Here is a 23,307-nt window from a genome sequence, read left to right on the forward strand (position 1 = left end):
GAACATCAGAAATAGATTAGACACCCGTATCTATACCTTTTCGGGCAAGATAACGCGGTGAAAATTAGAAACAGGCCGCGAGATATGATATAATTTTGCACCTTTTCCGGGCTGATAATAATAGAGGGATAGCGGCTCCATGAGCGACCTTGCCAGAGAAATTATGCCGGTCAACATCGAAGATGAGCTTAAAAACTCTTATCTTGATTATGCAATGTCCGTAATTGTCGGACGCGCATTACCTGATGTTCGAGACGGCCTGAAGCCAGTACACCGCCGCGTATTGTTCGCTATGAACGTACTTGGTAATGACTGGAACAAACCATATAAAAAATCGGCGCGTGTAGTTGGCGACGTAATCGGTAAATACCACCCACATGGTGATAGCGCGGTCTACGATACCATTGTTCGTATGGCTCAACCGTTCTCACTGCGTTATATGTTAGTTGATGGTCAGGGGAACTTTGGTTCCATTGACGGCGACTCAGCGGCGGCGATGCGTTATACCGAAATTCGTATGTCTAAAATGGCTCACGACCTGTTGGCGGATCTGGATAAAGAGACCGTTGACTTTGGGCCTAACTACGACGGAACAGAACAGATCCCAACGGTATTACCAACCAGAATCCCTAACCTGCTGGTTAACGGTTCTTCCGGTATCGCCGTTGGTATGGCAACCAACATACCTCCGCATAACCTGGTGGAAGTGATTAATGGTTGCCTGGCCTTTATTGAGGATGAAAATATCAGTCTTGAAGGGCTGATGGAACACATCCCGGGTCCTGACTTCCCGACGGCAGCCATTATCAATGGTCGTCGCGGTATTGAAGAAGCCTACAGGACGGGCCGCGGCAAAATTTATATTCGTGCCCGTGCAGAAATCGAAGTGGATGAAAAAAGCGGTCGCGAAACCATTCTTGTTCACGAAATTCCTTATCAGGTGAACAAAGCCCGGTTAATTGAAAAGATTGCCGAGCTGGTAAAAGATAAGAAAGTTGAGGGTATCAGCGCATTACGTGATGAGTCTGATAAAGACGGCATGCGTGTTGTGATTGAAGTTAAGCGCGATGCCGTAGCGGAAGTGGTACTGAATAATCTGTATTCACAAACTCAGCTTCAGGTCACGTTTGGCATCAACATGGTGGCACTCCATCAGGGGCAGCCAAAGCTGTTGGGCCTGAAAGAGATGCTGGAGGCGTTTGTTCGCCACCGCCGTGAAGTGGTTACCCGCCGGACTATTTTTGAACTGCGTAAAGCCCGTGAACGTGCTCATATTCTGGAAGGTTTGGCTATCGCATTAGCTAACATCGATCCGATTATTGAGCTGATCCGTGCTGCGGCAACGCCTGCCGATGCGAAAATTGGATTATTGGCTCGCCCGTGGGAATTGGGTAACGTAGCTTCCATGCTTGAGCGCGCCGGTAACGATGCGGCTCGTCCTGAGTGGCTGGAGCCAGAATACGGTATTCGTGACGGTAAATATTATCTGACCGAGCAACAGGCTCAGGCGATCCTTGAATTACGTTTACACCGCCTGACCGGTCTTGAGCATGAAAAACTGCTGGATGAGTATAAAGAGCTGCTGACACAAATTGCGGCACTGCTGTTTATTCTTGAAAGCCCGGAACGCCTGATGGAAGTTATCCGTGAAGAGCTTGAAGCGATTCGCGATCAGTATAACGATCCTCGCCGTACCGAAATTACTGTCAATACTGCCGATATTAATATCGAAGATCTGATCACTCAGGAAGATGTGGTTGTCACCTTGTCCCATCAGGGCTATGTGAAGTATCAACCGCTGTCTGACTATGAGGCGCAGCGTCGCGGTGGTAAAGGTAAGTCAGCAGCACGTATTAAAGAAGAAGACTTTATTGAGCGTCTGCTGGTGGCTAACACCCATGACACTATTCTGTGCTTTTCCAGCCGTGGTCGCCTGTACTGGCTGAAAGTGTATCAGTTACCTGAAGCCAGTCGCGGTGCACGTGGTCGTCCGATCATTAATATTCTACCGCTGGAACAGGATGAACGTATTACCGCCATTCTGCCGGTGCGTGAATATGAAGCCGGTCTGAATGTCTTTATGGCGACCGCCAACGGTACCGTGAAGAAAACTCAACTGACCGAATTTAGCCGCCCACGCAGTGCCGGTATTATCGCCGTCAATCTGAATGAGGGCGATGAGCTGATTGGTGTTGATTTAACTGACGGTACTAATGAGATCATGCTGTTCTCTGCGGAAGGGAAAGTTGTTCGCTTCCTGGAAGAAGAGAAACTGGAAGATGGTACCATTAAAGGCGTGCGCCCAATGGGCCGTACCGCTGCCGGTGTACGTGGTATCAAACTGAGTGATGACGATCGCGTTGTTTCACTGATTGTTCCACGCGGTGAAGGTGAAATTCTGACCGTGACGCAAAACGGCTACGGTAAACGTACTGAACTGTCTGATTATCCTACCAAGTCTCGTGCGACTCAGGGCGTAATCTCTATTAAGGTGAGTGAACGTAATGGTCGTGTAGTCGGTGCGGTTCAGGTGGATCAGTGCGATCAGATTATGATGATTACTGATGCGGGTACTCTGGTTCGTACTCGTGTGTCAGAAGTCAGCGTAGTGGGTCGTAACACTCACGGTGTTACTCTGATTCGTACCGCTGAAGACGAGAATGTTGTTGGCTTACAACGTGTTGTTGAGCCGGAAGAAGATGATGATGAAAGCCTCTGCGGTGATGAAAATACCGAAGAGATGCAAAATCAGCCATCAGATGATGCAACGCCGGAAACTGATGAAGAATAATCCTCAGGATTAACCGCTTCAGACAGATCAAAAGCCCCCGATTTCTGATAAAGAATAGGGGGCTTTCTATTTATTACTGGTAAGCTTCGAACCAGTCGTCAGCGCTTTCCCAGGTTTGTTGTAATATTTCAGTGACCAGCTCTTTGTCAGTTTTCATTCCGCCTAATACGGTCACGTCGTTAGCGCTACCACGCCGGACTCTGACGCGAACATCGGCAAAATGACATAGCAGACGTTTTTCCAGCTCTTCTTTTAATGCGGCTTCTGCTCCACCCGGTAACGGGTCTTCTTTACGAATAGAAATTTCAACTTGCATTTTGAACCTCAGTAGCATTCATATAATACTGTATATATATATAGTACATTGGGGCGATTTTGCAATGCAACGGAAATTTTTATGGAATCGTTTCGGACAGTCAAAAAACATAGCGGTGAATATAGAAAAGCTGTGATAACAGGGAATTATCTGTCAGATATATTCTTGTTATGATTAGGGCGATACAAAATATACGGAATAAAGAAAAATGGAATTGAATAAAAGAGTAGTGCCATGGGCAATGCCAGTCAGTTGATTAACTGACTGGCATTACCCGCTCTTCGGCGGTTTTTTTGCATCTAACGATGGCGGTTATCAGGCTCGGGCCTGAGATTCCTCTCGTAAAATGCGGTATAGCTCATCTTTAAGGCGCAATTTTTCCTTTTTTAATGTGGCTATTTTATCGTTAAGACGGTTTCCATTCTGGGCCTCTAAACGGAGGATTTCGTGGTCGAGGTCGTTATGTTTATCAAACAATGAATGGAAACGAGGGTGGGTTGTTTTAAGCTGAGTGATTAAATCACGGTACTCTGGAAACATAGTACATCCCTATTGTTAGCCTAACCGAAATTTAATTATACGAGTTCAAATTGCAGGTAAATCAGAGGGCGGTCACATAGTGAACGGATGATAATAACTATTTAAAAAGTTTTCGGACCGGCTGATAACTGACCGATACTTTTTTTACTGGCTGCTAAAATAGTAGTAATCCCCGACAGATACATGAGGCGTGCGATGAAAAGAGATCTTAAGTTATTAGAAGTCATTTTATCGAAAGTTGAACAGCAACCGCACGGCGTTCCCTTTGTTACCAATAAAGATTTTCCAAACCGCGATCCAGCATTGGTGGCGGCCCATATTCAACTGCTGTGTGATAAACACTATGTTCTGGCGGCACAGAATGGCGATGATAAATGGTCAATTTCTCGCATTACTTTTGATGGGTATGATTATCTGGAGCTGTTGCGGGAGAGTACCTTGACTTGATGTCAGGTATTTAGTTTTCATATTCAGGCAGGGAAGGTTGTGCAGGCTGTATATGTAGCCGCTTTAGTATTTACACAAGATAAGGCAAGAAAGGCAGTCAAGAAGGAATGAATCACTTTTGCGTTGTCTACGGGGCTGATACATGCTTTGTGCCTTTTCCCTGTTTTCCTGATGGCAGAAAAGATGGGCTATTATAATTTTGATGGGATTGCTGAAATGGTTAAGATGAGCATTCAATTTTTAGTCGTATCAATCATTATAAATCCTGTCGTGTTTTATATTTTCACGCCTTATAAAATTAACAAACTGGATTGATGCAGTTCGAAGAGAATGTCGGGTAATCCTGTTTTGTTATCAATAAAATACAGGCAATAAAAAACCAACCGTAGCAGGTTGGTTTTTTATTGGAGGAATTTGGTCGGCACGAGAGGATTTGAACCTCCGACCCCCGACACCCCATGACGGTGCGCTACCAGGCTGCGCTACGTGCCGAAACTGGAGACTAATACTACCTTTTCTTGCGTCTAATGCAAGACCCGGAGATTACGTTTGCTTTAGTTTTAATCAGTTAGCCATAAAACGCTTAACGTCTGTTAGTACTTGCAACAATAAAGATAAACTTGGTTTTTCTTTATCAATCTGCTGGAAGTTCGCGTCATAGGTTCTGTAACGACCATTGGCACTGATGAGAATGGTCTCGTCTGGTGTAATAACCACCAGCTGTTTAGCATCACCGGCGGTTACCCAAGGATAGCGGCGCTGGGCGGTAAACAGGTCTTCACCCTGAGAGTAGGTGCTGGTGGCATTTTTAACATGCAATAACCGCTGCATCAGGGTTGCCATGATGTCCGTATGGCCGGTCATTTTATTAATTTTTTGTGCAGGGGTTCCCGGCCAGTGAATAACCAACGGAACCTGCAATTGGTAACGGCTATAGTTCTGACCAAAGCCCTGAACGTTTTGCCGGGTATCATTAAATTCAACGCCGTGGGCCGCGGTAATAACCACCACGGTTTTTTCCAGTAAACCTTTATCAGAAAGCGTTTGCATCACACTATCGATTTGCTGGTCTATATCATTAACAGAATTATGGTACTTGTTAATGAAGTCTGTCGGTGCTTTATCAGCATTAGCATTCAGAATGCTATTGTTACTGTACTGAATATAAGAGAACCATGGATTATTTTCGCCCGGCGAATTGACCCATTCCTGCCACTGTTCTGTGGTTGCGCTATTGCTTTGTGCAACCATTGGCGGCAAGGTGAAGTCGGATAGCAAGGCCTGACGATAAAGAGGGCTTCTGAATCCGGAGGCGGAGAACAGGCCGAATTGATAGTTCTGTTGGCTTAATGCTGTGATTAAGGCCGAAGATTTTTTGCCTGCCAGAATACTATCAATATAGGTAGGCGATATACCGTAGAACAGGCCAAATAGTCCGGTATCCTGCATATTTCCGGAGCTGTAATGGCGAGTGAATTGAATATTTTTATCAGCCAGGGCAGACAGCTTTGGCATGTCATCCGGCATATCCTGATTACGGATGCCATCAACCACAATAACTAACAGATTGTATTTGGTTGCGCGTTCGTCATAACTCAATTTAGCCAATGGATATTCAACATCAACGGCTTCCGGATTGCCTTGTTGAATTAGCCTATCCTGATAAGCCTGAGCATCCAGTAATCCATATTTTTCCAGAAACCGACGGGCGGTCATTGGATAAGAAAGTGGTAGGTTGGCCCGCTGCATGGTAATAGGCCGATAGAAGTTAGCATCCGCCCAAATGTAAGCCATATGGGTAAAAATAAAGGCGGTGATAAATATTGCAGCCAGCGGTTTACCAAATGTCTGCCGGTTCAGGCTGCGTAATTTCTGCCAGCTCCAGGTACCAAACAGCAGTTCAATCAAAAGAATAACAGGAATACAGATAAACAATAACTGCCAGTCACGAACCAGTTCGGTTTCGTCCGGGTTTATCAGCAAGCCCCAAACCGTGGGGTTAAGATGCAGACGGAAACGGAAGAAGACCTCTGTATCAATAATTAATAATGTGAGCCCGGCCGTTGCCAGAATGGCCGAAAGAACCCTCATCAACCGCTGAGACATAATAATAAACGTCAGCGGAAATAGAATAAGAAGATAGACGGCAAAGGTGATAAAACCAAAATGCCCCAGCCAGCTGACCAGCGCATAGATGCGCCCCAGTAGCGTGCCGGGCCAGTCGGTAATAAACAAATAGCGACTGCTGAGTACCAGGCTGAGAATAATATTAAAGAGAGCAAACCAATGCCCCCAGCTAATCATCTGGGAGACTTTCTCTTTATATTGCTGACGGTTTGTCACCATATTCACTTTAGGATAAACAAATTAATGGGCTTTATCGTCTCTGATTGAAGCCTGTAATGCTTCAACAAAAGATCGGACGATAGCTGGCCGGGCCGCAGGGGCAACGCTGGTATTAATCAGGTTGGTTACCATGTTACCTAAAACCATGAGTGACAGGTCGGTAGGTGTCTGATTCTTTTCCAGAACCTGAACCAGTTCGCTTAATAACTTTTCTACCAGTTCATCACTGTAACGGGAAGCTTGTGGCATAAATTTGTGCTTAGTGTATTTGTCAGGTGATTTAATGGCGCCTATCTTACCGTATCGATTGATTATTTTCTGTAGTTTATACAGAAAATCTTGTTTCTCTTCCGCGATTTTGCGGGGAAGTACGAATAATAGCGCTTCAAATGGTGAAACAACAACCCCACAAACTATATAGTCTATAGCGCGAAGGGATGTGAAGCATTTGGTCGTTGCCAGATTTTTGCTATTACCTTGAAAGATGGCTCCTGCTATTATATTCCCATTATCACTGGGTATTTAACCCCCGGTGTATATTCAGTCGTACAGAGGAGTCGTTATGAGTCTGGATCTTAACCAGATCGTTTTACATCAGTTGATTAAGCGTGATGAACAGACGCTTGATGTTGTGTTACGTGATTCTCCATTAACCAATAATCAGGCTACCGAAGAGATGGTAACAGAGTTGCACCGGGTATATAGCGGAAAGAGTAAAGCTTTTGGGCTATTTAACGGTGAGAGCCAGTTTGCTGATGCGCTGAAAGGTTGCCGTAAAGGTGAAGAGAGTTTTCTGGATTTTACTCGCAACAGCACGGAGATGTTACGTAACGAATTAGCCAAATATCCGTTTGCCGAAGGCGGTATTGTGGTTTTCTGCCAGTATCGTTATCTGGCCGTTGAGTATTTACTGGTGGCGGTACTTACCAGCTGTAGCAGTATGCTGGTTAATGAGCAGTTGGATATTTCTACCACACATTATCTGGATATCGATCGGGCTGATATCGTTGCCCGTATTGATTTAACCGAGTGGGAGACAAATCCCGAGTCGGTTCGTTATTTAACCTTCCTGAGAGGGCGGGTAGGCAGAAAAGTATCTGACTTTTTCATGGATTTTCTGGCGGCCAGCGAAGGTCTGGATGCTAAAGCGCAGAACCGCGGATTACTTCAGGCGGTTGATGATTATTGTGCTGAAGGCCAACTGAATAAAAATGAACGTCAGTCATATCGTCAGCAGGTATACACCTATTGTAATGGGCAACTGCAAGCCGGTGAGGAAATTGCCATTGATGAGCTGGCAAAAGAGTTGCCAACCGTTGGTGAAAAAGATTTTCGCCAGTTTACTAATGAGAATGGTTATGAGCTGGAAGAGCATTTTCCGGCGGACCGCAGCACGCTGCGCCAGCTAACCAAATTCTCTGGCAGCGGTGGTGGTATTACGCTGGGGTTTGATGCATTACTGTTGGGTGAGCGGATATTTTGGGATCCGGCAACGGACACGTTAACCATCAAAGGGCTGCCGCCAAACCTGCGCGACCAGCTTCAGCGCCGCTTAAACGGTGGTGATAATTAATGGCTTGAATGAGAGCTATAAAAAAACGCCGCTATGCGGCGTTTTTTACGTTCACTGCTGATAATCAGCAGCACTCATGACGGTTGGCAATTAAGCGCGAACGAAGTCGATATGAGTGAATTTTGGTTTGAACGGGTGACGTTGAGCAGCCTGAATTTTAACTTTGGCTGGTTTACCGTCGATAACCAGAGTCAGAACTTCTTCATAGAAGCCTAGTTTGGTTTGCATGTTCATCAGAACATCTTGATCCAGAGCAACAGCTACTGGCTTCTCAGTTCCACCGTAAACGATAGCCGGGAACTTGTTAGCATGACGCAGGCGGCGGCTCGCACTCTTTCCCTGCTCGGTACGTACTTCAGCATTAATAGTAAACATTTTATTTTCTCTTAAAGAAATTAACTCCCGTTACAGGCGACCCAGCAACGAGGTGAGTGATCTGCTTATAAAGCGGACGGGATTCTAACGGAATTCACCGGTGACAGCAAACAAAACCGTTATTTTTACAGTTCATTGGCCCGACGATATCGGCCCTGATAGTCAAACATCTTTTCGCGCACTCGCCAAAACTCGCCCCGTAAGTAAGCGATAACAAAATCGGGGTGACGTAATAGTTCCTGCTGGCGAATGACATCACTGGCGTTATTCCAGAGAAAAGGTACGCCCGGCACCCGTTGATGAGGGCGAATAAATAGTTGTTGAAATGCGGTTCTCTGAGCCGGTGTTTTTAGCCGAAAGCGTTCTGTTACATCGGCACCGTCTTCATCATAATAGGTAACACTGAGCCATTCGCCTTTATCGTCCTGTCCTCGCTTTAACTGCATACCACTACAGCGTAGTACTCTGGCATTCTTCAGACGCAAGGCATCTTTCAACATATCATCAGGATCCACCAGTATCACCTGACACTGGTGACAGCGTCTTGCGGCGATATCGTTTTCTGCTCCGCAGTGGGGGCAGGTTTTAAAACGGAATCGATAGTCGCACTGCTCCCTGTGGCCTTCATCATCTTCCAGAATCCCCTGACAGCGGCGGCCAAAGTGTTCGATGATTTCCCCTGATGGCGTGCACTTTCCCCAGAATGTATTGGCAAAACCACAGCCAGGGCAGAATATTTGTACCGGTTGACTGTCACTTTGTGACCGACTGCTGCCCACTTCCGGTGTAAACAGATCGTAGGGGTTACCGGCATAGTCCAGAACCAGGCAATCTTCTTTTCCCGGCGAGAGGCGTAGTCCACGGCCAATAATCTGCTGATACAGGCTGATAGATTCGGTAGGGCGCAAAATAGCAATCAGATCCACATGTGGGGCATCAAAGCCGGTAGTCAGAACGGCCACATTCACTAAAAAATGCAGTTCCTGCTGTTTAAATTCCTCTATCAGGTGGTCGCGTTCATACCCGGGGGTATCTGCGCTAATAAAGGCTGCACGACCGGCAGGAAGCAGACCATATATCTCTTTGGCATGTTCAACGGTTGCGGCAAAAATCATCACTCCCTTACGGGTTTGGGCATATTCCATAATTTGGCTGACGATATGTGGCGTAATTCTCTGCTGTTGTTTTAGCTCGCGATTAAGATCAACTTCCCGGAATAGCCCGTTACTACCTGCTTCCAGACGGCTGAAGTCATATTGAACAATGGGCATATCTAATCTTTCCGGCGGTACCAGAAAGTGATGTTTTATCATGTAACGTAGCGGCAGTTCATAAATGCAGTCGCGAAACAGGCAGTTTTCATCACCGCGAATCATACCGTGATAGTGATATTGGTAGATCCATCCCTGACCCAATCGATAAGGGGTAGCGGTTAACCCCAATAGACAAAGCTTAGGATTTTGTTGGCGTAAGTGACCGATAATTTGCTGATACTGACTGTCGCTGTCGTCACTAATACGGTGACATTCATCTATAATTAATAAAGAGAAGGTGTCGCTAAACGAATCCAGATTTCTGGCAACGGACTGAATACTGCCAAATACCACTTTGGCTGAACTCTGCTTCTTGTTTAGTCCGGCGGAGAAAATGTCTGCATCCAATCCATATGCGCAATATTTAGCATGGTTTTGGGCTACCAGCTCTTTCACATGAGCTAATACCAGTACTTTTCCCCGGGCCAGTCTTGCCAGTTCGGCGATCACCAGACTTTTGCCAGCACCCGTAGGCAAAACGATAACTGCCGGTTCCTGATGGGTGCGGAAATAGTTCAGGGTAGCCTCAACCGCTTCCTGTTGATATGGCCGCAGGGTAAATGCCATTAGTGGTTGCAGATTTTATCAGCGTGAGTGGTAAAGCCGTTATCGGCAGGAATAAATTTTCCTTTGGATGCTAAAAAATCAACCAGTTCAGCAGCGGTTAAATCTTGCTTTGAGCAGGTATGAAAACGGGCATCAGAACCAAAACGTTGAGTGATGGCTTCGATAAGACTGCCAGTAGTATAGGGTTGTTCGGATGTAATCATCATCTCTAAAACTTGGTGACCGTGAACAGAAGGCATTTTTTTCTCTTAAGATGTTAACCATAAACTGAGCATATTATGCCTTTAGAGATTATTGAGGGCGAGTCTTTATGCTCAGGTTTGGTATACTGCACCGCCATTTTAACATCAGGTAGCTATTGCATGCGTTTGGATAAGTTTTTGTCACAGCAGTTAGGGATCAGTCGCAATTTAGTGGGGCGGGAGCTAAGAGCCGGTCTGGTAACGATTAATAATGAGATTGTTAAAAGCGGTGCTTATAAAATACTGCCGGAAGATGAAGTCGCCTATGATGGGAATCCGCTGGTGCAGCTAACCGGACCGCGTTATTTCATGCTAAATAAGCCAGAAGGCTATGTCTGTTCCACCGACGACCCGGTGAATCCAACGATTCTCTATTTTATTGATGAGCCAGTGGCGGATAAGCTGCATGCCGCAGGACGACTGGATATGGATACCACCGGTCTGGTATTACTGACGGACGATGGGCAGTGGTCGCACCGGATTACTTCTCCACGCCATCACTGTGAAAAAACTTATCTGGTTACTTTGGAGCACCCGCTGGCGGACAATACCGCTGAGTTGTTTACCGCCGGAGTTCAGCTTCATGGTGAAAAGCATCTGACCAAGCCAGCTTTGCTGGAGCCGGTTGATGAAATGACCGTTCGTTTGACTATTTCAGAGGGGCGTTACCATCAGGTCAAAAGAATGTTTGCTGCTGTGGGTAATCACGTTGTAGCGCTGCATCGTGAACGTATCGGTAATATTTTATTGGGCTCAGATTTGGCGCCGGGAGAGTACCGGGCGCTAACTCCACAAGAAGTCGATAGCGTTGGTTCTACCCGATAAACGGATTTTAATTATGTTTCTGGTTGGCGATGGCTTGCCGGAAGATTGTTACATTACTTAATACGTTAATAGCGGGAGATGATTCTGCGTGTCTAATTCTGTGTCCCAGCCCGACCCTCAATCAACAACAATTATGCCGCCAGAGGTTTCTAAACGCTGGCTGATATTTATTCTCGGTCTGCTGTCTATGCTGATGCCGCTGTCCATTGATATGTATTTACCGGCGATGCCGGGCATTGCGGCGGATTTTGGTGTCGGTGATGGAATGGTTCAGCTTACCTTAAGTGCCTACATTATTGGCTTTGCTATTGGTCAACTGTTTTATGGTCCAATGGCCGATAGCCTTGGGCGTAAGCCGGTCATTATTGGTGGCGTACTGGTTTTTTCCGTAGCGGCAGCGGGTTGTGCTTTATCACAGAGCGTTGAGCAATTAATTTTGTTGCGCTGTCTACATGGCCTGGCGGCGGCGTCTGCCAGCGTCGTCATCAGTGCATTGATGCGGGATATGTTCAGTAAGGATGAGTTTTCACGCATGATGTCTTTTGTGACATTGGTGATGACGATTGCTCCGCTAATGGCTCCGATTATTGGTGGTTTTCTGCTGGTGTGGATGAGCTGGCATGCTATTTTCTGGGTGCTTAGTGCCGTAGCGTTAGTTGCCGTCGTAATGGTGAAATTCTGTATTCCTGAGACGTTGCATAAACAGAATCGACAGAAGTTTAACTTTATGACGACGCTACGTAATTTTGCCTCGTTGTTTCGCCATCGCTGGGTTATCAGCTACATGTTGGCCAGTGCATTTTCATTTGCCGGTATGTTCTCTTTTCTGAGCGCCGGGCCTTTTGTTTATATTGATTTAAACGGCGTATCGCCGCAGCATTTTGGCTATTACTTTGCTCTGAATATCTTTTGCCTGTTTGTGATGACCACCATTAACAGCCGTCATGTTCGGCGGTTAGGTACAGCCAGGATGATGCGATTGGGGCTGATGGTCCAACTGGTGATGGGAATATGGCTGGTGTTTGCTCAACTGGCCGGACTGGGCTTTTGGGCGATGGTGGTTGGTGTGGCTGGCTATATGGGATGTATTTCAATGATCTCTTCTAATGCCATGGCAATTATTCTGGAAGATTTTCCGCATATGGCTGGTACTGCGGCTTCACTGGCCGGAACGCTAAGGTTTGGCGTAGGTGCAGCAGTTGGCGGAATACTGGCGTTAGTGACATCTCAATCAGCCTGGCCAATGGTTATCTCCATGGCTTGCTGTGTTATTGGTGCGGTGTTTTTCTATTGGTGCTCTTTGGCTAATACACACATTAATTTAACGAAAGTTTAAAAATTACCTCCCAAAAATGCCGTCATGATAGCGGCATGACCATTACAAGACCTTTAATTGCCCTTTCATATTGTTCACTCTGTATTTATTTCAGATGAAGATTGTTTTAGGAAAGTTTGGCATTGTTTTGTGCTTAATAAAATGTAGATAAATTGAAGTATTAAGTGAAAAAATTTCTTAAAATTTGGTGGTTAGTGTTTTCTTGATATGAAGGGTATACGACATTGGAGCCTATCAAACAAGCAGGGAATATTTAGACAAAAATCGTAGAATAAAGGCTAATACGCTTTACCATGTGAGTAATTTGTGAAAAAATTGTATATTGTTTACAGTCACGTTGAGTGAGTACTATGAAGCTATCTGTTCTTCAGCGTTTACCTCAGTTTTACCATTGGTATGCCGGAGAGATAGGAAGCAGGGTGGAGCCCGCATTATTACCTGAATTATCTGCGGAGACAGGTAATGATGATAGTCTGGTTGGTTTGAAGCTCCTGAGCTATCCGGATCATCAGGCGTGGGCAGTGATGCATAAGATAAGTCAGTACCTGAATGGAATTGGTATTGAAAACAGCATCATTGAAAATGAAGGGGAACCTTGTCTGTTTATAAATTCTCAGGATGAGCCAATCGCACTATGCCGTTTGAAAAATATTGGTATTGCCATCGCTGATTTTATTCCAGTCAACTCTTCCTTTTAATTGCTACTTTGCTGCCGGTTTATCTGCCAATCTTTGGTTAACTGAAGGCGATATATCTGCTGTTAGCGTGAATCTTCCAGCAGGTTTTGTGTGTAGGGGTGTTGTGGTGAATCAAATACAGTTTCACACTCTCCCTGCTCAACAATTTCTCCCTGACGCATCACAATAATTTGATGACAGAGCGAACGAATCACCTGTAGATCATGGCTGATAAACAGGTAGGTTAGCTGATGTTGTTGTTGCAGTTTTTTCAGCAGCTCCAGAATTTGAGCCTGTACTGAACGGTCCAGTGATGAAGTCGGTTCATCAAGGATCAGCAGCTCAGGTTGCAAAATTAACGCTCTGGCAATTGAAATTCGCTGCCGCTGCCCACCGGAAAATTCGGTTGGGTAACGATGGCGCGTCGTCGGATCCAGTCCAACTTCCTGCATGGTTGCAATAACTTTTGCTTCCCGCTCCTGTGGCGTGAAGTGATGGTGCACTTCCAGACCTTCAGCAATGATTTGGCTGATGCTCAGTCGTGGATTGAGTGCAGAAAACGGATCCTGAAAAACGATCTGAATTCGACTGCGATAAGGCAGCATCTGGCGCATATTCAGGGTATGTAGCGGCTGCCCGTCAAACCAGATCTCACCCTGAGATTTTAACAGACGAAGCAATGCCAGACCGGTGGTGCTTTTTCCTGAACCGGATTCACCAACCAGCCCCAGGCTTTCACCTTTGCGAATAGTAAAGCTGATACCGTTAACCACAGTATTGTTAATCTTTGGTCTGAATAAGCCAGCAGGGCGAGGGAAACCGATAGTCAGGTTTTTTATTTCCAGCAAGTTACGGTTGTTTTCCTGTGCCGGGAAAGGGCGCCCTTTAGGTTCAGAGTCCAGTAGCTTTTGAGTATAGGCGTGCTGAGGACGGCTAAATAACATATCCCGGGAGTTTTGCTCAACCAGTTTGCCCTGACACATAACGGCGACATTATCCGCCAGCTTGCGCACGATATTCAGGTCATGGGTGATAAACAGTAAACTCATGTTCATCTCTTGTTTGAGTTCTTTCAGTAACAGCAGGATCTGTGCTTGAACCGTGACGTCCAGTGCGGTAGTGGGCTCATCGGCAATCAGTAATTTGGGTTTAGTCAGAATCGCCATGGCGATCATTACCCGCTGGCGTTCTCCGCCGGAGAGTTGGTGAGGATAAGCATTGAGCCGTTTTTTAACATCCCTTAGCCTGACGCGTTCCAGTACTTCCACAATTTCGTCTCTGGCGGCCTGTTTCGCCATACCGCGATGAATCAGCAAGACTTCAGATAACTGTTTTTCGATGGTGTGTAATGGATTCAGCGAAACCATCGGTTCCTGAAAAATCATTGAGATGCTGTTGCCCCGATGGTGACGTAAAGTTTTATCATCTGCGCGCAGCAAAGACTCACCATTAAACAGAATGTCTCCCGTCGGGTAGGTCACGGGTGGGGTGGGTAGCAGCCGTAAAACTGACAGCGCCGTTACGCTTTTTCCTGAACCGGACTCACCCACCAGCGCCATGGTTTCACCCGCAGCAACCTGCAAAGAGATTTGATCAACAACTCGATTTTCCTGCCCGTTCTGTTGAAAGGCGATGCTCAGGTTTTGAATATCCAGTATTGGCATAGTGGTCATATTAGTAGGCCTTAGCAGGGTCGAATGCATCACGAATGGCTTCGCCGATAAAGATCAGCAGAGAGAGTAACAGTGCCAGAACGATAAAACCGCTGATGCCTAACCACGGAGCCTGAAGGTTATTTTTACCCTGTAACAGTAATCCGCCTAATGAAGGGGAACCCATTGGCAGGCCAAAACCCAGAAAGTCGAGAGAGGTTAACAGGGTAATAGATGCACATAGCGTGAACGGTAAATAGGTCAGGGTCGCTACCATGGCGTTAGGCAGAATATGGCGGCCCATAATTATTCGGTCTTTTACACCCATTGCTCTGGCGGCTCTGACATAGTCAAAGTTACGGGTTCGCAAAAACTCGGCCCGCACAATACCTACCAGACCCATCCAGCCAAACAGTACGGTAATGGCTAATAGCCACCAGAAATTAGGCTGGATGACGCTGGACATCAGAATAATCAGAAATAGTGTGGGCATTCCAGACCAGACTTCAATTAACCGCTGACCGACTAAATCAACCTTACCACCGTAGTAACCTTGAGTAGCACCAACGGCAATGCCTATCAGGCTGGAGATCAGCGTTAGCGATAAGCCAAACAGAATGGAGATGCGAAAACCATAGAGCACATTGGCCAGAACATCTTGCCCACGATCGTCAGTTCCTAAAAGATTCGACGTGGATGGCGGAGCCGGGAAAGGATAAGGGCTCTGGAAGTTAATTGTGTCATAACTAAAGCGAATCGGCGGCCAGATAGCCCAACCGTGGTTATTAATCTGATTAACCAGATAAGGATCCCGATAGTCTGCTTTGGTGCTAAATTCTCCACCAAAGGTGGTTTCGCTATAGTTGACCAGAAATGGCGTATATAGCTCGCCTTTATAACTAACCAACAGCGGTTTATCATTGGCAATCAACTCAGCGGCCATGCTGATAACAAACAGAATGGCAAAAATCCATAGTGACCAATAACCGCGGCGATTACGTTTAAACTTAAGCCAGCGGGTTTGATTGATAGGGCTTAATCTACTCATCCGCGTGCCTCAAAGTCGATTCTTGGATCTACCAGCGTATAGGTAATATCGCTGATGATACTTAGCACTAAACCGATTAGGGTAAAGATATACAGGGTTCCGAACATGACCGGATAGTCTCGCTGTAAGGTCGCGTCATAGCCCAGTAATCCCAGCCCGTTGAGAGAGAAAATCACTTCAATCAGCAATGAACCGGTAAAGAACATTCCAATGAAGGTGGCCGGAAAACTGGCGATCACCAGCAGCATCGCGTTTCTGAACACATGACCATACAGGATGCGTTTTTCTTCCAGACCTTTGGCTCTGGCAGTGATGACGTACTGCTTATGGATTTCATCCAAAAATGAGTTTTTAGTCAGCATGGTAAGTGTGGCAAAACCGCCGATTACCGTCGCCAGAACTGGCAGTACGATATGCCACAGATAGTCAGTCATTTTACTGTACCAGGGCAGGCTATCGAAATTATTGGAAACCAGACCGCGCAGTGGAAACCAGTCAAGATAACCGCCTCCGGCAAAGACAATAATCAGTAAAATCGCGAACAGGAATGAAGGAATGGCATAACCGATAATAATCAGGCTGCTGCTCCAGATATCAAATGCAGAACCGTTACGTACCGCTTTTTTAATACCCAAGGGTATAGAGATAAGATAGGTGATTAGCATGCTCCATAGCCCAAGGGTAATGGAGACCGGCATCGACTGTTTGATTAATTCCATTACTGATGCACCGCGAAACAGACTGTCACCAAAGTCAAAACGGATATAGTTCCACAGCATTTCGAAATAGCGCTGGTGTAATGGTTTGTCAAAACCAAAACGTTTCTTAATTGCTTCGATGACTTCCGGATCCAGACCTCTGGAGCCCTGATACTGGCGATCCCCAACCGGTACCTGACCCATTTTTCCACCACCGGTGAGATTAGGACCGGAACCGCCGCCAAAACCGCTTTGATGCCCCAGCTCAATGGTAGCAATCGCCTGATCTACCGGCCCGCCTGGGGCAATCTGCACAATAAAAAAATTGAGGGTAATAATAGCCCACAGCGTTGGAATCAGTAGCAGTAGCCTGCGCAGTATATATCTGGTCATTCAGGTTCCTTAGCGACGCTGTTCGGGTAAGTGGGCGGCTTTATTGGCGTCGTACCACCAGGTATCAATACCCAGCGAGCTTTTTGGCCTGATTTCTGGCATTGAATATTTATCCCAGTAGGCGAATCTATCATGGTTGGAATACCACATAGGTATCATCAAATGATGCCAGGTTAGGACCCGATCTAACGCTCTACCCAGCGACAGTAATGGTTTTTCTTGCCCCTGATAGGTAACAATAAGTTGGGTTAGTTCATCTACCGCAGGATCGCTGATTCCCGGTCGGTTATAAGTTGAGTCAATATAGGCAGAGTTCCAGAGGATCATCAAACTGACCGGAGAAGGGTACTCCATAGCGGAATAGCGCTGTGGGATCATATCAAAATCACGAGAACGTAAACGGCTGACAAACTGTGAGCTGTCGACATAGCGCGCTTCCATCTTAATGCCTAATTTAGCCAGATTTTGCTGAAAAGGGAGAACATACATGGCATCACTGCCACTCAACAATAGCAGTTCAAAGGTAAATGGTTGGCCGGTTTGGCTATTAACCAGCACGCTATTTTTTATCTCCCATCCGGCTTCCTTGAGTAGCTGAGTTGCGCGAAGCAGGTTCTCCCGATTATAGCCGGAACCATCGGTAACCGGTGGTTGATAAGGCTTGGTAAACACTTCGGCAGGGATTTTATCTTTCAGCGGCATTAACCATGCCAATTCATCTTTATCGGGAAGGCCGGTAGCGGCATAAACCGTATTTTGAAAATAGCTGCGCGGTTGCTGATAGGCACTGTAAAAGAGCGCTTTATTCATCCATTGAAAATCAAAAGCCAGCGTAATGGCTTCACGTACTTTGGGGTTAGAGAAGATGGGTCGTTGAATATTAAATGAGATCCAGCGGGTATCTTGAGCCGCCTGATTTTCCCAATCTTTTTTTACAATATAGCCCAGGTCAAAGTTTTTGCCTTGATATTGGGTCGCCCATTTCTTGGGTGAAGATTCAACGCGAAAATCGTAGGCACCGGCTTTAAACGCCTCTAACGCAACGTTATCGTCCAGATAGTAGTCGTAGCGAATAATGTCGAAATTGTAGCGCCCTTTATTAACCGGTAGGTTGGCCGCCCAATAATCATTCACTCGCTTATACACAATGTATTGGCCCAGCTTATAGCTATCAATGGTATATGGACCACCGCTAAGGGGCGGTGCATTTAATGGTTCGCCCAAGTTATGCTGCTGCCAGAATTTTTTTGAAAACACCGGTAAGCCACCCACTAAACCAAACATCTGTTCCCGGTCTGGCTTTGGTAAATCAAAACGTACAACCAACGGCGACAGTGCGGTGACTTTTACCCCTTTGTATATGCTGCGAAACTGAGGTACGCCCTCAGTCATAAATTTTTCAAAGGTAAATGCCACATCTTCCGCGGTAATCGGTGTTCCGTCCTGAAAACGTGCCTGTGGGTTAATCTGTACTTCCATCCACTGATAGTTATCAACATAACGGACAGAGGTGGCGATAAGTGGATAAAGACTATTGATTTCATCTTCTGAAGAGGCAAACAGCGTATCGCTAAGACGTTCGCTACCATCCAGAGGATTACCACGTAGCGCATAGCGGTTAAAATTATCATAAGTCCCGATAGCCGCTACGGTAAGCTGCCCCCCTTTAGGGGCCTGAGGATTGGTATAGTCAAAGTGCTGGAAATTTTCCGGGTACTTGGGGGCACCAATAAGTGAAAGAGTGGTTCCCTGTTTAATGATTTCTTTTTTATCTTCAGCGTAACTGCCGGAAGAGGAGAATAGTGATGCAATGCTTAAAACTAACAGAAGAGATGGAGTAATAAGGTTCTTCCATTGATTTGACTGCAACATATTCATAAAGATTTCTGCTCAACATTAAGACCATGAGTTGTGCCGCTGAAGCTTTTCACTTGTAAGACAGACGGTTTCACAGTAGATGATACAAATTATCTTTTAGTATATAGCATGTTATTGAGGTGTGCGATAAAAGGGATCGTAGCAAAGTGAGGAATCAAAAGCGGGTAGAATAACAGATAGCTAAAAACCTGAGCTGAATAATTATTCAGCTCAGGTTTTTGATAGCAGATTAACCTTTGCTCAGGATACGGCGAGCCTGATGGTAACGCGTATTCCAGTATTGCTCATTCAGACTGGAAATTATCACACCGCTGCTGGTGGATGCGTGTACAAAGTTATCATTGCCAATATAAATACCAACGTGACGACCAGTAGAGCCGGAACGGAACAGTACGATATCGCCAGGGCGTAGTTTTTCACGCTTAATTTGCTGACCTACGTTTTGTTGCATTGACGTTGAACGCGGAAGCGCTAAACCAAACTGCTCACGAAACGTGATCTGAACAAAACTGGAACAGTCAACGCCGCTTTTATTGGTACCGCCCATGCGATAGCGGACACCTTTCCAGCCGGCATATTGGTTAAGAATCTTTGACTTAATGTCAACGTTCTTAACCATGGATTCGAATTCATCCTGAGTAGATTGTAGTGACAGTCCTTGTCTCTCTTTTTGTGCCTGAGCATGCTTTGAATTTGATGCTTCGGCGGTTGATGAGAGTGTGCCACAGCCAGATAACATTACGATTGCGGCTACGGCAGGCGCTAATCGTAGAACGTATCTCAGAATCGGTTGAGATTTGACCATTTGTATGGAATTCCTGTGTAGTCCTTAACGACACCGTCGTTATAAAAAAGTTATTTACATGATCTACCGCACCAGGGCGTCAGATACTAATTCGGGCTGGCAAAAAGAGCGGAAAACAGCCCTCTGGCATTGCCAAGAGTACGCAATGAGTACGCACAAACGTCGGGAAGACTACTTGATTCGTTAATTGATTGCGAGTTTTTTCTATCAGGAAAGCGCGCCAGAGCACATTTTTCGATCCTTAACAATCCGCTAAACCGGCAGCTGGAACAGCTACGGGCTTAATTACAGTGCTAATTTTGCAGTCTGTTTTTACCCGGGATCGATCGATTGATAAAATTGATCGTTGCGTCACTGGCGGGAGTCAATAACCACCAGCTTAAACCGACACAGGCCATACTTAATGCACCGACATAAATGTCGGTAAACCAATGAGCACCAACCATAATTCTGGGTAAAGAGAAAATAATAACGTAGCCAACAGCGATGCAAAATGCCTTGCGGGTAAAGTAACGCAGCATAAATGCGGCAAAAATCATTAGCATCAAACCGTGGTCTCCGGGAAAGCTATCTCGCGAAGCGTCTTTCGTTGGAATACCGGACAGTTCACTAACCCGGTTAATATCAGTGAAAGTTAAGGTGGGGCTGGGGCGTCCTACCGGCAATAAACGACCGGACTGGTTAAGCAGCACGGCGGTCAATAACATCACGATACCCATGATGATCATCCAACGTTTACCAGCAGCATCTTGTTTAACAAAGAAATAGAGAAAAAGGCCCCCCATAGCCAGAAGGGATACCGTATCGAAAGCCCGATTATTGGTGATAGCAACCAGCTTTAAAAAGCTGTTGCTGGTGGCCAGGTGCTGATTAAAGTAATGGAAAATGGTGGAATCAATAGGAAACCAGAAACCGTGGTTTTCTGGCAGAAACCAGGAGAGGAATAAACCTATTCCAAATGCATTTAATAGCAAAATTGTAGGGAGATTACGCAAACCCATCAAAATACCTTCAAAAAGTTAACCAATAAAAATGTTGTTAAATAAATAGCATAAAACCTTTCTGGTGCTAAAAACGGTCTGTTACAGAGTGTTAACGCGAGCCTTGAGTAAGGCACTTTGCAGCTCATTCCACGGCGCGTCACTGGTATGAATGAGCTCTACCCGGCTATCCATTGGGGCGACCGGCTGAGTTTCGATTTTAAAATCGAATCCTTGTCGGTTGAAAATTAAGGTCCCCTCAGGGATGCGCATGACACCCTTAACGCGTTCAACAGGAGAAAGACGCACCCAGTCAAGTAGCTTTGTGGTTGAAAAACAGGTCTCGCCATCAAATATCCAACCACAGCTGGTATATCCCTGGCCCTGATTTAGCGCCCGTCGCCATCCCTGATTTCCCGATAAACTTAACGCTGCTAAACCATTAGCCCTTGAATGACTATGATGATGCGGACTGTCAGGTAAAGATTGCTGATTAGTGCGGTCGGTGTTTAATAATGCGCTATCAATTTTACCCTGTTCAATCAGATACAGAGGACGATTCAGTGGATCCTGATGATACCACTGGGTTAATGCATCGCTATCTTGCTGGCTATAGGTGTCTGATTTATTGGCCAGAATGATATCGGCGGCGGCCAACTGGTCGCGGAAGTTATCATTTTCTGTATAACGGGGTTCTGATAGCTGTCGGGCATCAAGTAAACAGAAGGTAGCTTGTAGCGTCAAAAAAGGCTGATAAACCTCAGAGGTTAACAGGTTCAATATTTGTTTAGGATGCCCTAATCCGGTTGGTTCAATCAGCAGGCGATCGGGTTTAGCCTGTTTTAATAACATGTTCAGGCCCACCTGCATTGGCAGTCCGTTAACACAGCACATGCAGCCACCCGGTATCTCTTTCAGCGTCGCACCCCGATTAGCCAGTAAGGCGCCATCAATACCTATTTCACCAAACTCATTAACCAGAATAGCCCAATTTTCAGTTTCTGGTTTTTGCTGAAGTAAGTGTTGAATGGTGGTGGTTTTGCCACTGCCAAGAAAGCCGGTAATAAGGTTAACCTTTGTCACAGAGAAAATACCTTAAAGTGAATATTATGAGAATGATAATTAATGAGTGTGAAACAATCGAGCAATTATTAACGCATTGTAGGCAGTGATGGGTAAATGGAGCTATATCTTAATAGAGGAACATTGATTCAATGTTCAATTGCTTGTTATTCGTTTAAGCGTTGTAAAGCATATCACACCGCTAATCGTTGAGATAAGTAGGGCTCTTTGGTATCGAATGGATATGAATAATATACGGTGAGGAGATAACGGCTAAAGGTTCATGATAATTAAACATGAGACTGGAGAAATTGTGTATGAAATATCAACGCTGGTTTTTCACAAAAGCAGGTTGGTTATTGATTGCATGGACAGCGTCGTTATCAATGGCATCTGCAGCTGACGGTGGCCGTATTACGTTTACCGGTGCAGTGGTGGAGGATGGATGTCAGCTTTCTAATAACCGAACGGAAGTTATTCAAAGCTGTATTCGTGATAATAAGGTAGTGAAAAGCCATTTATCAATTGGCAATATTCAGCAGAGCGCAATGCTAATACCGGCTAATGGCAATAATAAAATGAGCTTTCGCTGGATTGATAAATCGAAAGGATTAGGCATAACGGAAGTTGAGTATAACTAACGATATTTAGTTAGCTGCTTAAGTTGAACAGATGGATTTGAACCAGGTAACGCCATCACTAAAAAGTGATGGCGTTACTGCTTTTTTGTTAGTCTGCACGGCCCATATAGCGGCGCTCAGGGATATGAATACGGATTTTTTCTCCTGAATCCAGATATTCTGGCACCTGAATAACTAAACCGGTACTCATTGTCGCGGGTTTGTTACGAGCACTGGCAGATGCACCTTTGATACCAGGAGCCGTTTCGATAATTTCCATATCAACGGTTTGTGGTAATTCCAGTGCGATAACGCGCCCTTCAACGGTTAATACCTGAATGCCAGGCATGCAACCCTCAGGAATAAACAACAGCTCTTCTTCAATCTGCTCATGCTTAAAGATATAAGGTGTATAGTCTTCATTATCCATAAAGACATATTCGTCACCATCAATATAAGAAAAGGTAACCTGACGACGGCTCAGGTTGATTTCTTCAATAATATCATCGCCTTTAAAACGTTCTTCAACTTTCAATCCGGTAACGATATCGGAAAAGCGCATTTTATACAGGGTGCTGGCACCACGTGCACTTGGGCTCTGTACTTCAATATCGCGCACTAACAACATTTTACCGTTGTAATTAACCGCCATACCGCGTTTTATTTCATTAGCTTTTGGCATAAAAATGACCTGTTCTCACTGATTAAATGACTGGCGACAAATTACTCGTGACGGCTAAAACAGGCAAGCAGAATTCATCATAAGAGAGAAAAAATCGTGGGAGAAGAAAAGGCATCAGAAACGGAGGTGTTGTTTCTGATG

At 45.5% G+C, this 23,307-nt stretch carries 22 protein-coding genes and 1 tRNA gene; 7 read left to right on the forward strand and 16 right to left on the reverse strand.

Annotated features, from left to right (window positions below; genetic code table 11):
- Window positions 1-139: 139 nt before the first annotated feature.
- A complete protein-coding gene (gene gyrA, locus LPW36_RS00685; RefSeq protein WP_230607591.1) occupies window positions 140-2,791 on the forward strand; it encodes a DNA topoisomerase (ATP-hydrolyzing) subunit A in 2,652 nt (883 codons plus the stop codon).
- Between the two features lie 73 nt (window positions 2,792-2,864).
- On the opposite strand, the gene LPW36_RS00690 is transcribed toward gyrA, so the two are convergent.
- Together LPW36_RS00690 and LPW36_RS00695 are read right to left on the reverse strand one after the other, a co-directional pair.
- Entirely contained in the window at window positions 2,865-3,107 is a 243-nt protein-coding gene (locus LPW36_RS00690; RefSeq protein WP_218468079.1) for a DinI-like family protein, read from the reverse strand.
- 315 nt (window positions 3,108-3,422) lie between these two features.
- Complete coding sequence (locus LPW36_RS00695) at window positions 3,423-3,647, reverse strand: HP1242/YdcH family protein (RefSeq protein WP_230607592.1); 225 nt, start codon at window positions 3,645-3,647, stop codon at window positions 3,423-3,425.
- 195 nt (window positions 3,648-3,842) lie between these two features.
- Between LPW36_RS00695 and LPW36_RS00700 the strand changes: the two genes are divergently transcribed.
- Window positions 3,843-4,094 (forward strand): DUF2513 domain-containing protein, encoded by a 252-nt coding sequence (locus LPW36_RS00700; RefSeq protein ID WP_230607593.1) that lies wholly within the window; start codon window positions 3,843-3,845, stop codon window positions 4,092-4,094.
- 415 nt (window positions 4,095-4,509) lie between these two features.
- Here LPW36_RS00700 and LPW36_RS00705 read toward each other — a convergent pair.
- The 3 genes from LPW36_RS00705 to LPW36_RS00715 form a co-directional block, all read right to left on the reverse strand.
- A tRNA-Pro gene (locus LPW36_RS00705) sits at window positions 4,510-4,586 on the reverse strand.
- Between the two features lie 72 nt (window positions 4,587-4,658).
- Window positions 4,659-6,440, reverse strand: coding sequence for an LPS biosynthesis-modulating metalloenzyme YejM (gene yejM, locus LPW36_RS00710; RefSeq protein WP_230607594.1), 1,782 nt, complete (start codon window positions 6,438-6,440; stop codon window positions 4,659-4,661).
- A 21-nt stretch (window positions 6,441-6,461) separates the two neighbouring features.
- Window positions 6,462-6,689 carry a YejL family protein gene (locus LPW36_RS00715; protein WP_230607595.1) on the reverse strand — a complete coding sequence of 76 codons (228 nt, stop codon included), beginning with the start codon at window positions 6,687-6,689 and terminating at the stop codon, window positions 6,462-6,464.
- A 313-nt stretch (window positions 6,690-7,002) separates the two neighbouring features.
- On the opposite strand from LPW36_RS00715, the gene yejK reads away from it, so the two are divergent.
- Entirely contained in the window at window positions 7,003-8,013 is a 1,011-nt protein-coding gene (gene yejK / locus LPW36_RS00720) for a nucleoid-associated protein YejK (protein ID WP_230607596.1), read from the forward strand.
- 90 nt (window positions 8,014-8,103) lie between these two features.
- On the opposite strand, the gene rplY is transcribed toward yejK, so the two are convergent.
- From rplY to LPW36_RS00735, 3 genes are all read right to left on the reverse strand, one after another.
- Complete coding sequence (gene rplY / locus LPW36_RS00725) at window positions 8,104-8,388, reverse strand: 50S ribosomal protein L25 (RefSeq protein WP_230607598.1); 285 nt, start codon at window positions 8,386-8,388, stop codon at window positions 8,104-8,106.
- Between the two features lie 125 nt (window positions 8,389-8,513).
- Complete coding sequence (radD, locus tag LPW36_RS00730) at window positions 8,514-10,268, reverse strand: DNA repair helicase RadD (RefSeq protein WP_230607599.1); 1,755 nt, start codon at window positions 10,266-10,268, stop codon at window positions 8,514-8,516.
- The gene (locus tag LPW36_RS00735) at window positions 10,268-10,507 is read right to left on the reverse strand and encodes a YecH family metal-binding protein (protein WP_230607600.1); all 240 of its coding nucleotides are present in this window, start codon (window positions 10,505-10,507) and stop codon (window positions 10,268-10,270) included. Before LPW36_RS00735 ends, radD begins: the two co-directional genes overlap by 1 nt.
- A 123-nt stretch (window positions 10,508-10,630) precedes the next feature.
- On the opposite strand from LPW36_RS00735, the gene rsuA reads away from it, so the two are divergent.
- The 3 genes from rsuA (at window position 10,631) to LPW36_RS00750 (ending at window position 13,369) form a co-directional block, all read left to right on the forward strand.
- Window positions 10,631-11,335 carry a 16S rRNA pseudouridine(516) synthase RsuA gene (rsuA, locus tag LPW36_RS00740; protein WP_230607601.1) on the forward strand — a complete coding sequence of 235 codons (705 nt, stop codon included), beginning with the start codon at window positions 10,631-10,633 and terminating at the stop codon, window positions 11,333-11,335.
- A gap of 133 nt (window positions 11,336-11,468) precedes the next feature.
- On the forward strand, window positions 11,469-12,671 hold the full coding sequence (locus LPW36_RS00745) for a Bcr/CflA family multidrug efflux MFS transporter (protein ID WP_230607661.1): 1,203 nt from the start codon (window positions 11,469-11,471) through the stop codon (window positions 12,669-12,671).
- A gap of 341 nt (window positions 12,672-13,012) precedes the next feature.
- The gene (locus LPW36_RS00750; protein ID WP_230607602.1) at window positions 13,013-13,369 is read left to right on the forward strand and encodes a YejG family protein; all 357 of its coding nucleotides are present in this window, start codon (window positions 13,013-13,015) and stop codon (window positions 13,367-13,369) included.
- Between the two features lie 62 nt (window positions 13,370-13,431).
- Here LPW36_RS00750 and yejF read toward each other — a convergent pair whose 3' ends face one another.
- The 7 genes from yejF to LPW36_RS00785 form a co-directional block, all read right to left on the reverse strand.
- A complete protein-coding gene (gene yejF, locus LPW36_RS00755; RefSeq protein ID WP_230607603.1) occupies window positions 13,432-15,021 on the reverse strand; it encodes a microcin C ABC transporter ATP-binding protein YejF in 1,590 nt (529 codons plus the stop codon).
- Between the two features lies 1 nt (window position 15,022).
- Window positions 15,023-16,048, reverse strand: coding sequence for an ABC transporter permease (locus tag LPW36_RS00760; RefSeq protein ID WP_230607604.1), 1,026 nt, complete (start codon window positions 16,046-16,048; stop codon window positions 15,023-15,025).
- Complete coding sequence (locus tag LPW36_RS00765; RefSeq protein WP_230607605.1) at window positions 16,045-17,139, reverse strand: microcin C ABC transporter permease YejB; 1,095 nt, start codon at window positions 17,137-17,139, stop codon at window positions 16,045-16,047. Before LPW36_RS00765 ends, LPW36_RS00760 begins: the two co-directional genes overlap by 4 nt.
- Window positions 17,140-17,148: 9 nt before the next feature.
- Window positions 17,149-19,011, reverse strand: a complete 1,863-nt coding sequence (locus LPW36_RS00770) for an extracellular solute-binding protein (RefSeq protein ID WP_420844694.1) — start codon at window positions 19,009-19,011, stop codon at window positions 17,149-17,151.
- A gap of 235 nt (window positions 19,012-19,246) precedes the next feature.
- A complete protein-coding gene (gene mepS, locus LPW36_RS00775; protein ID WP_230607606.1) occupies window positions 19,247-19,822 on the reverse strand; it encodes a bifunctional murein DD-endopeptidase/murein LD-carboxypeptidase in 576 nt (191 codons plus the stop codon).
- Between the two features lie 293 nt (window positions 19,823-20,115).
- Window positions 20,116-20,823: a phosphatase PAP2 family protein gene (locus LPW36_RS00780; RefSeq protein WP_230607607.1), complete on the reverse strand. Its 708-nt coding sequence runs from the start codon at window positions 20,821-20,823 to the stop codon at window positions 20,116-20,118.
- 81 nt (window positions 20,824-20,904) lie between these two features.
- Window positions 20,905-21,885 carry a CobW family GTP-binding protein gene (locus LPW36_RS00785; protein WP_230607608.1) on the reverse strand — a complete coding sequence of 327 codons (981 nt, stop codon included), beginning with the start codon at window positions 21,883-21,885 and terminating at the stop codon, window positions 20,905-20,907.
- Window positions 21,886-22,181: 296 nt separating this feature from the next.
- Between LPW36_RS00785 and LPW36_RS00790 the strand changes: the two genes are divergently transcribed.
- Window positions 22,182-22,505: a hypothetical protein gene (locus LPW36_RS00790; protein WP_230607609.1), complete on the forward strand. Its 324-nt coding sequence runs from the start codon at window positions 22,182-22,184 to the stop codon at window positions 22,503-22,505.
- A gap of 88 nt (window positions 22,506-22,593) precedes the next feature.
- On the opposite strand, the gene yeiP is transcribed toward LPW36_RS00790, so the two are convergent.
- Window positions 22,594-23,166 carry an elongation factor P-like protein YeiP gene (gene yeiP / locus LPW36_RS00795; RefSeq protein ID WP_230607610.1) on the reverse strand — a complete coding sequence of 191 codons (573 nt, stop codon included), beginning with the start codon at window positions 23,164-23,166 and terminating at the stop codon, window positions 22,594-22,596.
- Between the last annotated feature and the right edge of the window lie 141 nt (window positions 23,167-23,307).

The sequence above is a fragment of the Limnobaculum eriocheiris genome, assembly GCF_021010575.1.
Taxonomy (GTDB): Bacteria; Pseudomonadota; Gammaproteobacteria; order Enterobacterales; family Enterobacteriaceae; genus Limnobaculum; species Limnobaculum eriocheiris.